This is a genomic window from Parasaccharibacter sp. TMW 2.1888, from assembly GCF_023167265.1.
GTDB classification, from domain to species: Bacteria; Pseudomonadota; Alphaproteobacteria; order Acetobacterales; family Acetobacteraceae; genus Bombella; species Bombella apis.
In genome coordinates this window covers 322,705-336,365 of the sequence record NZ_CP030979.1, presented here as the reverse complement: position 1 = coordinate 336,365, position 13,661 = coordinate 322,705, and the positions used below count along the sequence as shown (strand labels likewise).

The following is a 13,661-nucleotide window of genomic DNA, read 5'->3' as shown; positions in this document are numbered from 1 at the left end:
GGCTGTGCCTCAGAGCCTCCGGGCCAGCCAGGCCGCCGCCGTGGAGGAGGCTGCTGCCAGAGCCATGAGGAGCAGACCATCCTTTATCAGCCCGTGCGGTGTAAGGGTGTGACCGGCTACCATGAGCTGTTCGGGGATGGTATGGGCGATGTGATTGACGATCTCATGCGTCTGCTGGTCTTCCGTGAGGGACCCGAGATTGGCCGTGGCAACGGTGACAAGGTGCGGCAGCAGGGACCAGCCGACGCCGAGGATGAGCAGGATGGGAGCAAACAGTTCTGTCAGCTGAATGAGAAAGCTGAAAGCGAAATGCGCCACGGCCCATATGAGGTTGAGCAGGACCCGCCCCATGATGGCTCCGCCCTGCTGCTGGCGTGATGGCGTGGCCGAGAGCAGGCGTTCGCCCCGTGCCGGGGAGGAATGGGAGGAAGAGGGCGATGTATCCATGAATGTTTCAGACCTTCCTGCAAGACAGCCGGGCTGGCAATGGCATAGTAATGGCGAGGGAGACGGAAAGCAGGGCGGAGGGGCCTCTGTTCTGTCCTCCTGCTTCTGCACCTAGCTTCAAGAGAGGCGTAATGCAAATCTTACCCACGCTGGATGAAAAAGATGTCCATGTTCTTCTTCTGGATCCAGCCGGTCCTGCTCACAGTCGGGTCCATGAGCTTCTGCGCAGGGAGGGGATGGATGTTGTCTGCCGGCAGAGTGCTGAAATGATGCTGGAAGTGCTGGAGGCCCGCTGTCGTATCAATCAGGTGGACATGGTCATCTGCTGCACTCTCCAGAAAGGCATGAGCGCCGGGCAGTTCGTTCGCCGTGCCAAGGCGACTCCTGCCATGCAGGGCGTACCGGTGCTGATGCTGACGGAGGATGTATCCTCACGGGTTGAGCTGGACTGCTTTGAAAGCGGGGCCGATGCCTACCTTTCCAGCTCTGCCCATTCTGACCTGCTGTTGCTGCGGATACGCACGCTCCTGCATCTGGCGGAAGAAAAGCGCCAGCTTCATCCCCAATGGCACATGCGGCGGGCCAGGGTTGTCATCGTCCGTACCCCTGATGATGAGACCCTGCTGGATTTCTGGAATGACCCCAGCATCATGGATCATGAAAACAGCCGGGACGGCACGGAGGAGGCTGGGCTGGGGGAGCTTCTCTGGCGGGATGGACACACGGTGACCTCTGTCACCCGCTCCAGTGATCTGCTGAATGGCGGCTGGCTGACAGGCCCGGACGGGCCGGACTGCATCGTGCTGGAGGACATACAGGATAACGAGACAGACCTCGCTTTCTGCCGTCTGCTGGACCAGCGCCGCCAGGCCCTGCGGGAGCAGGGGGGTACACCGTTCCGCATTCTCTGCATCATACAGGCAGCCCGCTTCCGGGGTGAATCCTGCGTGGCTTTTCTGGAAGCTGGCCTGGAGGACCTTGTTCCGAGTGACATGACGCCCATGGTGCTGGCTCTGCGCATCCGGGCCATGGTCCGGCGGCGGCGGGAGAATGAGGCGTTTCATCAGCGGGAGATGGAACGCCAGCAGTCGGCTCTGGCGCTGGAGGCTGCACAGGCGCAGGCCTCGCTGGCGGAGGCTCTGGCCAGAGCCAACAAGGAGCTGGCCAAGGCGAATGAGGAGCTGGTGCAAACACAGGCCCGGCTGGTCCAGACGGCCAAGATGGCTTCATTGGGAGAGCTGGTGGCCGGCATTGCCCATGAGATCAATAATCCTCTGGCGTTCACTCTGGGTCATGCCGATACGGTCGAGCGATGCCTGCACTGGATGGATACTGTCGTGCAGGATGAGGATGGTCAGACCCGCATTCGGCGGGCCAGGGACCGTCTGGCTGCGATGAAGACAGGGCTGGGGCGTATCCGGGACCTGGTCGTGCGTCTGCGTCGTTTCTCCCGTCTGGAAGAAGGAGAGTGGCGCATGGTGGATGTGGGCGAGGCGATAGAGACAGGGCTGGCCCTGGTCCGCCATAGGCTTGGCAGGTCCATTGCCGTGGACTGCCAGCTTGAGGCACCCCGGCAGCTGGTCTGCCAGGAAACACTGTTCCATCAGGCTGTCATGAATCTCATTGCCAATGCTGCCGATGCGCTGAATGATATGCGGCGGGAAGGGCAGAAGCATCATGATGGGCTGATACGGATTGCGACCCGTCTTTACGATGATGTTTATGAAATTACGGTAAGTGACAATGGTCCAGGCATAAAAGAGTCGATCCGCCCCTGGATTTTTGACCCGTTCTTCACCACGAAGGCGCAGGGGGAAGGGACAGGGTTGGGCCTTTCCATCGTTCATGGCATCGTGCAGGCCCATGGTGGAACCATCGACGTGACAGATGCCTGTGAGGCTGGAGATGGCTGCCAGAAAGATGGGCAGACCAATGGCGGGCGTGGTGCATATTTCGTGATTCGCCTTCCTGTCCACGAGACGGCAGAAGGCTGGGCTGTGCGGGAGCCTGAACGGCACAGGGCACAGGAGGAAGTAAAAACGGCATGAACGAGCCTTACAGTATCGAGGCCCAACCTTGTGTTCTTCTGGTGGATGATGAGGAAGAGATTCTCGTGGCACTCGGGGATCTGCTGGAGGAAAGCTGCACGGTTCTGACAGCGGCCGAGCCTGGCAGGGCCCTTGCCCTGCTGGCCGCCCATCCGGAGATTTCGGTCATCATTTCAGACCAGAGGATGCCGGGCATGACAGGGGACCAGTTTCTCAGCCGTGCCAGTGCCTGCTCCGACGCCCGGGCTATTCTGCTGACAGGATATGCGGATCTGGATGCCGTTGTGGCAGCCCTGAATCACGGCAGGATCGTTGCCTATGTGCACAAGCCGTGGGAGGCGGACCATGTGCTGTCCCTCGTCCATGAGGCACACAGGACATGGCAGGCCCAGAGGGCCCTGAAGGTGGAGCAGGCCCTGTTGCATGGCCTCATGGAGAGCCTGCCGTTCGGTCTGGTTTTTTCCGATGCGCAAGGCCGTTGTATCCGCAGCAACCGGCATCATCAGGGGACGTGCGAGAGTGACCATTACACGGCCATTCTTCAGCCTGTGATTGCCCGTCTGCGGGAAAAGGTCTGGGAGGACGGGCAGGCAGAGGAGCTTCTGGAGGTCGTGGCGGAAGATGGGCAGAGACGCTGGCACGAGATTGTCCGCCTGGCGCTGAAATGGCCGGAGGATGTCCCGCTGAAAGAGGCCTGGCAGGTCAGCATGGATCGGGACGTGACCCAGCGTGTGATGGTGGAAGACCGGCTGAACCGGGGTGAGCGGCTGGAAGCCCTGGGCCGTCTGGCCGGTGGTGTCGCGCATGATTTCAACAACCTGCTCACCATTCTGGGTAATTGTCTGGAGGCTCTTTCCGGGCAGTTGCAGGGAGATGAAGCGGCCCGTGCCACCCAGAAGAAGTGGTTGGCCCGGGCGTTGGAGACCGTGGAACGGGGGGAGGGGCTGACCCGCCGTCTGCTTCAGTTTGGCCGGGCGGGGCGGAATGGTGGGACGGTGCGCCCGTTTGACATCGTGGCTTTTCTGGAGGAGCGGGCCAGCCTGTTCCGGCATGGTTTTTATGGAGCCGTCCCGGCCATCCGTTTTGTGCTGGACCTCCCGGAAGGGACTGTTCCCCCTGTATTGACCTGCCCGGAACAGCTGGAAATGGCCCTGCTCAACCTGTGTGTGAATGCCCGGGATGCGATGCCTGATGGCGGGACCGTGACTCTTTCTGCCAGCCGGATACGCCACGTCCTGCCTGCTGCCCCATCCAGTTGCGAGCAGGATCATGCGCTGGCCCTTGATGTCCGGGACGAAGGGGAAGGCATGAGTGAAGAGGTCCAGCGCCATATTTTTGAGCCTTTTTTCACCACCAAGCAGGCGGGGAAAGGCACAGGGCTGGGGCTGGCTGGCATTTACAGTTTCGTTCTGGCCCATCATGGGGATGTTGTTGTGCAGAGCCGGCCCGGAGAGGGAACGGTGATGCGTCTTCTGTTACCCTTGCTGAAACAGTGAGCCGAAGACATTTCGGAGGGGAGCGGTTCCCATTTTGGTGCCTCCAGTTATGATGGATCGCACGAACATAAATTGATGAAGGAAGGGGGATGGCATGGCCGATAGGGAAGCCTGTTTTGTTCAGCCGCAGGAAGATGATGCAGCACAGGCCATCACGGCCATCGGGGATGAACTGGCGCTGTTCGATGACTGGATGGAGCGTTATCAGTACATCATCGAGATGGGGAGGAAACTGCCGGACTTTCCGCAGGATTGGCAGGATGACGCTCACCGGGTGCCGGGTTGCCAGAGCCAAGTCTGGCTTGAAGCTGAGGAAAAAAACGGATGTCTGTTTTTTGCTGGTGCGTCTGACGCCGCTATCGTTCAGGGGCTGGTGGCGTTGCTGCTGCGTGTCTATTCCGGTCGTACACGGGATGAGATTCTGGCGACTGACCCGGTTTTTCTGCATGAGCTGGGATTGGTGAAGGCGCTTTCAGCCAATCGGGGCAATGGCGTGGAGGCCATGGCAAAAGCCATCCGGCAAAGAGCCGCCGCAGTCTGAGCCCGTTGGCCGGAACAGAAAATGCCCTCTGGCGGTAAAACCAGAGGGCATTTTCATGCAGGGGCTGTCCCCGTGTCTCAGTGCGTGGCCGGAGCCGCAGCATCGGTGGCAGGCATGTCGGACTTCATCGGGTTGGAGCTGTCCTTCACGCTGTCAGCTGTAGCTTCGGCCTTTTCGGCCGGCTTGGCGCTGGCGGCATCCTGAGTGTTGCACTTGCTGAATTTGCCGTTCTTGTCGCGGCAGGGCTTGGCCTTCGGCTTTTCACACTTTGTGAACTGACCTTTCTCATTGCGGCAGTGGTGAGCCTTGCCATGAGAGGCGGCAAAGGCAACCTGGCTGGTCAGGGCACTGGCAATGAGGGCGAATGTGGCCATGCGACGGAACATCATGGGGGTTTTCCTTCTGTCAGAACAGGGAACGAATAGGCTGGCATTATCCTATACAGGAAATTCTGGCTGGTGATAGTGAAGTCTATGTTATTTTTAAAGAATAACGGCCAGTCATTACCAAATATTATCAATTGAGGTTGGGTGGGGGACAGGGCTCTGGAATTGTCTCCATCGTCCCGGGTTACTGATAGTGCTGCACGGGAAGGATATTGGCTGCTGGCCTGTATGGTCCGGGATCAGCCGCATGATGAAAAAAAGGGGAGGCCCGGCTGGACCTCCCCTTTTCTGTTTTGTGACAACCTGTTTGTCAGGGTCTCACTTCTTCTCGGCCTGTTCCGGCAGAGCATAGGCGATCAGATAATCACCCATCCGGCTCAGGAAGGAGCCATGCCCACCAGCGTAGGTCACGATGTACTGGCGACCGTTGATGCTGTAGGTCATCGGTGCAGACTGTGCCCCGGCAGGGAGACGGTCTTTCCAGATGACATGGCCGGTCGTCAGGTCATAGGCCCGGATGTAGTAGTCCTGCGATGATGTCAGGAAGGCTACATTGCCAGCCGTTGCCAGCGGGCCACCAAGGCTCGGGACACCGATCTTGATGGGTGGCAGCTGGATCGGGAGGGACGAGCCATGCAGGGAGTCACGCAGCGTACCATTGCGGTGCTGCCAGACAACCTTGTTGGTGCGCAGGTCGATCCCGGCGACAGCCCCCCACGGTGGCGTGCGGCACGGCACGAAAAGGCCGAACTTGGCAAACAGCGGGTCCAGGAAGGGATGCAGGTTGACGGCGTACGGGATGCCGTAATTCGGCTGGAGACCCGTCTCACCGCCGCTGCCACCCTTGTCACCATTCGGGTCGGGCCAGCGCGGGTTGCCCGGGCCACGGGGAACCAGAGTGGAGACGAACGGAATGGAGATGGGGTTGGAGAAGGCTACCTGGCGGCGAGGATCAACCGCAAGGCCGCCCCACTCGAACATGCCCAGATCGCCAGGGAAAACCAGCGTCCCCTGCGTGGAAGGCGGCGTATAGGGCCCCTCGTAACGCAGGCTGTGGAAGTAGATGCTGCACACCATCTGGTCAAGGATCGTGGCCCCCCAGATGTCACGGTCGGACAGCGGATCTTTCGGGCGCAGGCTCAGCTCGGAATGGGGCTGGGTCGGGCTTGTATGGTCACCCGTGGCAGCGCCACCCGGGGCAGGAACCTCCGGTGCCGGAACGATCGGCTTGCCGGTGCGGCGGTCCAGAACAAAAATGTCACCACTCTTGGTCGGGATGTAGATGGCCGGAACCAGGCTGCCATCCTTCTGGGTGATGTCCACAAGGTTGGGCTGTGCGGAGGCATCCATGTCCCAGAGGTCATGATGGACGGTCTGGTAGAACCAGACGAGCTTGCCCGTGTCCGCATTCAGCGCAATGACACCCGGCGGATAGCGTTCGGCATCCTTGTCACGGTAGCCACCCCACTGGTCAGGCGTGCCAACCCCCATGGGGATGTACACCATGTTCAGGTTCTTGTCGTAAGACGAGACGGACCAGGAGTTGGGGGAGTTCGGATGGAAATGCGGATGCTCTTCGCTCGGCATTTCATTCGGGTCAGGATTGGCGGCGTCGAATACCCAGACAAGCTTGCCCGTGTAGACGTCATAGGCCCGTGTTGCCCCGGAAGGCTGGTGGACGGAGCCGTTGTCCTTCACTGCACTGTTGACGATGATCAGCTTGTCGGTAACGACGGGCGGTGATGTCGGGGCATACTCCCCAGCCGTCGTGTAAGGCTGGTGGGAGAAGCGCAGATCGACCTGGCCGTTGTCCCCAAAGCCCTGGCAGACCTTGCCTGTCTGTGCGTCGATCTCGACCATGCGGCCGTCATTGACCATGGCAATGATGCGCTTGGTGCAGTCTGTCGTGGTGACAGGCTGGCCGCTGCTGTCGACGGCATTTTCAGGCTTCGTGTGGGCACTGACGCCACGGCATGTCAGATGCTGGAAGCCAGGATTGACGTTCAGCTTGGGGTCGAACACCCATTTCGTCTTCCCGGTCACGGCATCGACGGCAAAGACCTTCTGATGCAGGGAGCAGAAATAGAGTGTGTTGTCGAACTCCAGCGGCGTGGCCTCGTTGGTGGCCTCACCCGGGTCGCGGGACTTGTCCGGCAGGTCACCGGTCCGCATGACCCAGGCAACCTTCAGCTGGTTGACGTTCTGGCTGTTGACCTGTGTCAGAGGGGACCAGTGATTGCCATCCTGCGTGCGTGCGTAGGAGGTCCAGTCACCATCCGGCACGTTGTCCGGGTTTGCCGGGCTGGCATTGACCTGCTCTGTAGGCAGGGAACCACCGATGTCATACGGGTCCATGAAGGCGGAAACCACCAGTGCCAGGGCACTGAGGACCACGCCGATGCCCAGAGGAATGGTGGCCAGCCGGTTGGCGGCCAGCGGACGGCGGATGAAAGGAAGCAGCAGGACGATGCCGATGACGATGACCACATCCAGCCGGGGCACGAGGCTCCAGAGGTTGAGGCCTACGAGGCAGAGAGCCCAGATGAGCGTGCCAAGCAGGACGACCGCATAGACAGCAAGGCCGATCGGCTTCCGTTTATGGACGAAGAACGCGCTGAGCAGCGTGCCCAGCCCGCTGATGAGATAATAGAAGGGACCGCCTTCGCTGATGGCATAGATACCACCGGCAACCAGCAGCAGGCCGACGATCGCCATGAGGATGGCAACCAGCGAGACCCAGATTCCCCCCGTACGGGAAGTGGAGGACATGGATAAGCCTCAGTGTTGTTAAACTCGATCACTCAACCTGGATAAGCGTTGCCCTGACAGGAATGTCCCGTCATGGATGATGATCTCCTGCCTTTAAGCACAGGGAAGGGGCCATGGGTCAAGCATCAGGGGGTAATAATTCGGACTGGATGAGTGCCTCTATCATCATATTCACAACCATGTGATATTTACTTCACAATAGTTAATGCTCACTGCTCAAAAAACATGCCGTTCTGATGCGGTTTTTGCTTGAGGCCGTCCCCCGTTGTCCCTATAAGCGCCAACAGGTCGTGCACGCGCCCGGGCCATATGATGTGGCATGCCCGGCCGTGCGGTTTCCGTTGTCCACTAGGGGAATGGGAACTTCAGAACTGTAAGGAGATGAAAATGCCCAAATTGAAGACGAAGTCTTCGGTCAAGAAGCGGTTCAAGATCACCGCGACTGGCAAGGTGACCTGTGGTCCCGGCAACAAACGCCATGGCCTGATTAACCGTCCGCAGAAGATGAAGCGCAGCAACCGTGGTCCGCAGACAATGACGGACATGGATGCCCGTACCGTCAAACAGTGGGCACCCTACGGGCTGTCATAAGGAGTTAAGAAACCATGGCACGTGTTAAACGGGGTACGACCACCCACGCCCGTCACAAGAAGGTCCTTGATCTGGCCAAAGGCTATCGCGGGCGTTCTTCCACAAACTATCGCATCGCTCTGGAGCGCGTCGAGAAGGCACTGCGTTATGCCTATCGCGACCGCCGCAACAAGAAGCGTGATTTCCGCTCCCTGTGGATCCAGCGCATCAGCGCTGCCGTGCGTGAGCATGGCCTGACCTACAGCCGTTTCATCAACGGTCTGAACAAGGCCGGGATCGAGATCGACCGTAAGGTTCTGGCTGCCATCGCCTATGACGATGCAGCGGCCTTTGCCGAGATCGTACGCAAGGCTCAGGCAGCCCTGTAAGGGGATTCCTCATGCTTCATGGTCTGTTCCTGATGGACCGTGAGGAATGGGACTGATGATTGGCGGGCTGTTCTGGCAACGGAGCAGCCCGTTTTTCTTTGAGGCTGCTTCAGAAACGTTTCAACATCCGGACCTTCAGGGGCCGGGGCAGGAAGCGTTCCTGAAACAGGCTCATGAGATGATGGAAGACAGGCTATGGCCAATGACCTCGACACTCTGAAGGATGAGACACTGGCGGCCCTGAAACAGGCCAGCACCCATGGGGAATGGGATGCTGTCCGTGTGGGGACGCTGGGACGCTCAGGTAAACTGACCGGCCTGCTCCGGCAGCTCGGTTCGTTCCCGCACGAGGAGCGGAAAGAGCGGGGGCAGGCCCTCAACCGCCTGCGTGACGAGCTGACGGCCCTGATCGAGCAGCGTGGCAGGGAGATCGAGGAGCTGGCCCTCCAGCAGCGTCTGGCGGAGGAGACGGTGGACATCACCCAGCCTCCCGCCCCGGCACCGGCCGGTCTCATCCATCCCGTCAGCCGGACGATCGAGGAAATCACGACCATCTTCGGGGCGATGGATTTCCATGTGGCGGAAGGGCCGGACATTGAAAGCCAGTGGCACAATTTTTCCGCCCTGAACACGCCGGAACATCATCCGGCCCGGACAGAGCAGGACACGTTCTACCTTCCGGCAGCCGGAGAAGGCGAGGACCTGCGGGTGCTGCGGACGCAGACATCCGGCGTGCAGGTCCGCACCATGCTGGGTGAGAAGCCCCCCATCCGCATCATCGCACCGGGCCGGACCTACCGGGCCGATCATGACGCCACCCATTCCCCCATGTTCCACCAGTGCGAGGGGCTGGTCATCGAGAAAGGCATCACGCTGGGCCATCTGAAGGGCTGCCTGACCGAATTCCTGCGGGCCTTCTTTGGTCAGCCGGACCTGCCTGTCCGGTTCCGGGCCTCCTACTTCCCCTTTACCGAACCATCCATGGAAATTGACATCGGCTGGTCCCGGGAGACAGGCGTGATCGGTGCCGGGGCGGACTGGCTGGAAGTGCTGGGTGCCGGCATGGTCCATGCCCGGGTGCTGAGCAACTGCGGGCTGGACCCGGCAGAGTGGCAGGGCTTTGCCTTCGGCATGGGGATCGAACGTCTGGCCATGCTGAAGAATGGCATCACGGACCTGCGGTCCTTCTATGAAAGTGACCTGCGCTGGCTGCGTCATTACGGTTTTTCATCACTGTCCCCGGCAACGCTGACGGAGGGTTTCTGACATGAAATTTTCACTCTCATGGCTGCGGGATCACCTCGATTTTACCGCCTCTCTGGACGAGATATGCACGACGCTGAACCGCATCGGCCTTGAGGTCGAAAGCGTGGATGACCCGACGGAACGTCTGGCCGGGTTCCGTACGGCAAAGATTCTGGAGGCTTCCCCCCATCCGGATGCAGACCGCCTTCAGCTCTGCCGTGTCTCAGCCGGTCAGGGCTTCGAGGACGTTCAGGTCGTCTGTGGTGCGCCGAATGCCCGCACGGGGCTGCATGTCATTTTCGCTCCGCCGGGGACCTACATTCCCGGCAGTGACATGACGATCAAGCCCGGCAAGATTCGGGGACAGGCCAGCAACGGGATGCTCTGCTCCCTGCGGGAGCTCGGGATCGGTGAGGAGTCCAATGGCATTGCTGAACTGCCTGATGGTTCTCCGCTGGGTGAGGATTATGTCCGCCATGCCCGGCTGGATGACCCCGTCATCGAGATTGCCATCACGCCCAACCGTGGCGATGCGCTGAGCGTCCGGGGCATTGCCCGTGACCTCGCTGCTGCGGGGCTGGGCACCCTGAAGCCGTGGCTGACGGAGACGGTGGAAGGGCAGGGTGAAAGCCCGATCCAGTGGGAGATCAGCCACCCGGCCTGCCGTTATGTTACGGGGCGGCTGATCCGTGGCGTGAAGAATGGCCCCAGCCCGGCCTGGCTGAAGCGTCGTCTGGAGAGCGTGGGGTTGCGGCCGCAATCCGCCCTGGTGGATGTGACCAACTATCTGATGATGCATGTCGGGCGGCCGCTGCATGTTTTTGATGCCGCCCGCCTGACCGGTGACAGGCTTTCCCTGACATCCGGCACAGGGGAGCATTTCCGTGCGCTGGATGGGCAGGAGCTGGTTTTGGGCACGGATGATCTCGTCATTGCGGATGAGGCCGGGGTGCAGTCGCTGGCGGGCATCATTGGCGGTGAGGCCAGTGCGGTGACCGATGAGACGGTCGATGTCTTCGTGGAATCCGCCCTGTTTGACCCGGTGCGCATCGCCCTGACAGGCCGCCGCCTTGGGGTGCAGACGGATGCCCGTTACCGTTTCGAGCGTGGTGTGGATCAGGCTCTCGTACGTTCCGGTCTGGAAGCCGCCACGGCCCTGATCGTGGAGTTGTGTGGCGGCACGCCAAGTGAGGTGACCGAGGCGGGGGCGGAACCGGCATGGCAGAGAACCGCCAGCCTGCGTTTCGAGCGTCTGGCCTCGCTGGGCGGTCTGGAGATCGAGGCGGACAGGGCCGTGGACATCCTCGAGGCCCTGGGGTTTGAGGTGCAGGAGCGCACGGCAGAGAAGGCCGTGTTCTCCGTGCCGTCATGGCGGAATGACGTGGCGGCAGGGCATGGTCTGGCACAGGCTGTCACGCTCGATGCCGCTGTGGCCGAACGGGCTGCCGCCAGTGTGGAGGTCATGGAAGCCGAGGCCGATCTGGTCGAGGAGGTTCTGCGCATCCGTGGTCTGGATGAAGTTCCGGCCCTGTCCCTGCCCCGTGCCCATATGGTGCCTGCTCCGGCGGTGACACCACAGCAGGCCCGGGTAGCCCTTCTGCGCCGCCTGTGTGCGGGGCGTGGCCTGATGGAGACCGTTGGTTTTTCCTTCGTGTCCGATCAGGATGCGGCCCTGTTTGAAGAAGGACGGGAGCAGGACCGGTTGCTGAACCCGATTGCAACGGACCTGAACCAGCTGCGGCCGACACCAATCATCAACCTGCTGCGTGCCCTTGGGCGGAATCTGGCTCACGGGCAGGGCTTCAGCGGGGATGCCTCCTTCTTCGAGCTTGGCCCCTGCTTCGGGCAGCAGGGCACCCGTATGGTGCTGGCTGGTGTGCGGGGTGGCGTGAATGGCCGAGCTCCGGGTCAGTCTGCCGAGGAACCATCATGGATGGATGCCAAGGCCGATCTCATGGCGGCTCTTGCAGCTCTCGGTGTGGCCGAGGCTTCCCTGAGCAGCACGGCGGATGCGCCGGGCTATTACCATCCGGGGCGTTCCGGTGTCGTGCGGCAGGGGCCCAAGCTGGTGCTGGGCAGCTTCGGTGAGCTGCACCCCCGTGTGGCCCGTCACTTCGGCCTGAGCGGCACGGTGGCGCTCTTTGAGATGACGCTGGACAGGGTTCCGCTGCCCAAGGTGAAACGGAAGGCTGCCCCGACGCTGTCGGTCCTTCAGCCTGTCCGTCGTGACTTTGCCTTCCTGGCTGATGAAAAGGTGCAGATACAGGATGTGCTGAAGGCTGTCCGTATGGCAGACCGCAAGTTGATCACGGATGTGCGTCTTTTCGACATCTTTGAAGGTGGCTCCGTTCCGGCAGGGCATCGCTCTCTGGGAGTGGAGGTGACCCTCCAGCCGCAGAAAGACAGCCTGACGGATACTCAGCTTGATGCGCTGATGACGGCTGTAGAAAGTGCCGTCCAGAAGGCGACGGGGGCAACGCTGCGGCGTTGAGCCCTGCAACGGCGGGAAAGAAGGAGAGGCTGCCATGGTGGATGAGAGTGCCCCTGTAGAGGGTGAGGTTCCCCTTCATCACCATGGCCGGGTGATCTGGATTCTGGCCGGTGAGCCCAGTGGGGACAGTATCGGGGCCCGTCTGATGCAGGCCCTGCACCGCATTGACCCGATGCTGGTCTTTGCTGGTGTTGGCGGAGGGCGGATGGAGGCCCGGGGCCTGCGGAGCCTCTTCCCGATGGAAGACCTGACGGTCATGGGGTTCATGGAAGTCCTGCCCCGGTTGCGCCTTCTGTCACAGAGGCTGCTGGAAGCTGAGCAGGATATTGAGCTGCGCCGTCCTGATATTGTCATCACCATTGATAGCCCGGGTTTTTCGTTCCGGCTTCTGCGGCGCATCCGCAAGCTGAATGTCCGGCGCCTGCATTATGTAGCGCCGCAGACATGGGCCTGGCGGGAGAGTCGGGTCAAAGGGTATCGGGGGTTGTGGGACAGGCTGCTCTGCCTTTTCCCGTTTGAGGAAGCATGGTTTGCTGAACGGGGCCTGCCCGAGGCCCGGTTTGTCGGCCATCCCATCCTGCAATCGGGCGTGGCGCATGGTCAGGCACAGCGTTTCCATAAACGGCATGACATTCGGTCGGACAGCCCTATTCTGATCCTCATGCCGGGCAGCCGGTCCTCCGAGGTCCCAAAGCTGCTGCCTGTTTTTGAGAAGACTCTCGGAATTCTTCATGAACGTTTCCCCGATCTTCAGCCCGTCATTCCGGCCACGTCGGGCATGGCCCCACTCGTGAAGAAGATGGTGCGGCACTGGGCGGTTCACCCCTCCATCCTGACGGATACGGAGGACAAGCACGATGCTATCCGGGCTGCTGACTGTGCCCTGACCAAATCGGGTACATCCATTCTGGAGCTGGCCATAGGGCAGGTACCCATGGTGGTCACCTACAGGGTCAATCCGCTTTCAGCCCTGCTGGGGCGGCTTTTCCTGCGGCTTCCCTTCATTTCCATGATCAATATTCTGGCAGGGCGTGAAGTCGTGCCAGAACTGGTCCAGCATGACTGTACTCCCCAGAAACTGGCGGATGAAATTACTTCTCTCCTGACAGATGGGGCAAAGCGGCAGGCCCAGCAGGAGGCTTTTGCCGATATTCTGGCCATGCTGGAAGCTCCGGGCGGGGAGCTGCCTGCCATGTCAGCGGCCAGAGAGGTATTGGCACTGATGGAAACGCCATTGTCCGAATTGCGGCGCTCATGAAAAAAGCCTGTCCTTGTCAGG

At 60.7% G+C, this 13,661-nt stretch carries 11 protein-coding genes; 8 read left to right on the top strand and 3 right to left on the bottom strand.

Features of this window, described 5'->3' with window-relative positions:
- Nucleotides 1-9 precede the first annotated feature (9 nt).
- Nucleotides 10-447 (bottom strand): hypothetical protein, encoded by a 438-nt coding sequence (locus DTQ13_RS01580; protein ID WP_154981270.1) that lies wholly within the window; start codon nt 445-447, stop codon nt 10-12.
- A 131-nt stretch (nt 448-578) separates the two neighbouring features.
- Between DTQ13_RS01580 and DTQ13_RS01575 the strand changes: the two genes are divergently transcribed.
- The 3 genes from DTQ13_RS01575 (at nt 579) to DTQ13_RS01565 (ending at nt 4,532) form a co-directional block, all read left to right on the top strand.
- Complete coding sequence (locus tag DTQ13_RS01575) at nt 579-2,495, top strand: hybrid sensor histidine kinase/response regulator (protein ID WP_248460926.1); 1,917 nt, start codon at nt 579-581, stop codon at nt 2,493-2,495.
- Nucleotides 2,492-3,991 carry an ATP-binding protein gene (locus tag DTQ13_RS01570; protein WP_086431231.1) on the top strand — a complete coding sequence of 500 codons (1,500 nt, stop codon included), beginning with the start codon at nt 2,492-2,494 and terminating at the stop codon, nt 3,989-3,991. The genes DTQ13_RS01575 and DTQ13_RS01570 overlap by 4 nt, the downstream gene beginning before the upstream one ends.
- Before the next feature lie 94 nt (nt 3,992-4,085).
- Nucleotides 4,086-4,532, top strand: coding sequence for a SufE family protein (locus DTQ13_RS01565; protein WP_043557920.1), 447 nt, complete (start codon nt 4,086-4,088; stop codon nt 4,530-4,532).
- A 77-nt stretch (nt 4,533-4,609) separates the two neighbouring features.
- On the opposite strand, the gene DTQ13_RS01560 is transcribed toward DTQ13_RS01565, so the two are convergent.
- Together DTQ13_RS01560 and DTQ13_RS01555 are read right to left on the bottom strand one after the other, a co-directional pair.
- Nucleotides 4,610-4,921 carry a hypothetical protein gene (locus tag DTQ13_RS01560; RefSeq protein WP_197981626.1) on the bottom strand — a complete coding sequence of 104 codons (312 nt, stop codon included), beginning with the start codon at nt 4,919-4,921 and terminating at the stop codon, nt 4,610-4,612.
- A gap of 315 nt (nt 4,922-5,236) precedes the next feature.
- Entirely contained in the window at nt 5,237-7,687 is a 2,451-nt protein-coding gene (locus DTQ13_RS01555) for a membrane-bound PQQ-dependent dehydrogenase, glucose/quinate/shikimate family (protein WP_043557921.1), read from the bottom strand.
- Between the two features lie 387 nt (nt 7,688-8,074).
- On the opposite strand from DTQ13_RS01555, the gene rpmI reads away from it, so the two are divergent.
- From rpmI to lpxB, 5 genes are all read left to right on the top strand, one after another.
- Nucleotides 8,075-8,278, top strand: coding sequence for a 50S ribosomal protein L35 (gene rpmI / locus DTQ13_RS01550; protein WP_043557923.1), 204 nt, complete (start codon nt 8,075-8,077; stop codon nt 8,276-8,278).
- 14 nt (nt 8,279-8,292) lie between these two features.
- The gene (rplT, locus tag DTQ13_RS01545; protein ID WP_043557924.1) at nt 8,293-8,646 is read left to right on the top strand and encodes a 50S ribosomal protein L20; all 354 of its coding nucleotides are present in this window, start codon (nt 8,293-8,295) and stop codon (nt 8,644-8,646) included.
- 195 nt (nt 8,647-8,841) lie between these two features.
- Nucleotides 8,842-9,912 (top strand): phenylalanine--tRNA ligase subunit alpha, encoded by a 1,071-nt coding sequence (gene pheS, locus DTQ13_RS01540; RefSeq protein ID WP_043557925.1) that lies wholly within the window; start codon nt 8,842-8,844, stop codon nt 9,910-9,912.
- 1 nt (nt 9,913) lies between these two features.
- Nucleotides 9,914-12,382: a phenylalanine--tRNA ligase subunit beta gene (gene pheT / locus DTQ13_RS01535; protein ID WP_248460920.1), complete on the top strand. Its 2,469-nt coding sequence runs from the start codon at nt 9,914-9,916 to the stop codon at nt 12,380-12,382.
- A 34-nt stretch (nt 12,383-12,416) separates the two neighbouring features.
- The gene (gene lpxB / locus DTQ13_RS01530) at nt 12,417-13,640 is read left to right on the top strand and encodes a lipid-A-disaccharide synthase (RefSeq protein ID WP_081563289.1); all 1,224 of its coding nucleotides are present in this window, start codon (nt 12,417-12,419) and stop codon (nt 13,638-13,640) included.
- The last annotated feature ends 21 nt before the right edge of the window (nt 13,641-13,661 follow it).

Coding starts and splice junctions, on each gene's coding strand:
- DTQ13_RS01565 (WP_043557920.1), top strand. CDS start 4,086: ATGGCCGATAGGGAAGCCTGTTTTGTTCAGCCGCAGGAAGATGATGCA.
- DTQ13_RS01570 (WP_086431231.1), top strand. CDS start 2,492: ATGAACGAGCCTTACAGTATCGAGGCCCAACCTTGTGTTCTTCTGGTG.
- lpxB (WP_081563289.1), top strand. CDS start 12,417: ATGGTGGATGAGAGTGCCCCTGTAGAGGGTGAGGTTCCCCTTCATCAC.
- pheT (WP_248460920.1), top strand. CDS start 9,914: ATGAAATTTTCACTCTCATGGCTGCGGGATCACCTCGATTTTACCGCC.
- rpmI (WP_043557923.1), top strand. CDS start 8,075: ATGCCCAAATTGAAGACGAAGTCTTCGGTCAAGAAGCGGTTCAAGATC.
- rplT (WP_043557924.1), top strand. CDS start 8,293: ATGGCACGTGTTAAACGGGGTACGACCACCCACGCCCGTCACAAGAAG.
- DTQ13_RS01555 (WP_043557921.1), bottom strand. CDS start 7,687: ATGTCCTCCACTTCCCGTACGGGGGGAATCTGGGTCTCGCTGGTTGCC.
- DTQ13_RS01575 (WP_248460926.1), top strand. CDS start 579: ATGCAAATCTTACCCACGCTGGATGAAAAAGATGTCCATGTTCTTCTT.
- pheS (WP_043557925.1), top strand. CDS start 8,842: ATGGCCAATGACCTCGACACTCTGAAGGATGAGACACTGGCGGCCCTG.
- DTQ13_RS01580 (WP_154981270.1), bottom strand. CDS start 447: ATGGATACATCGCCCTCTTCCTCCCATTCCTCCCCGGCACGGGGCGAA.
- DTQ13_RS01560 (WP_197981626.1), bottom strand. CDS start 4,921: ATGATGTTCCGTCGCATGGCCACATTCGCCCTCATTGCCAGTGCCCTG.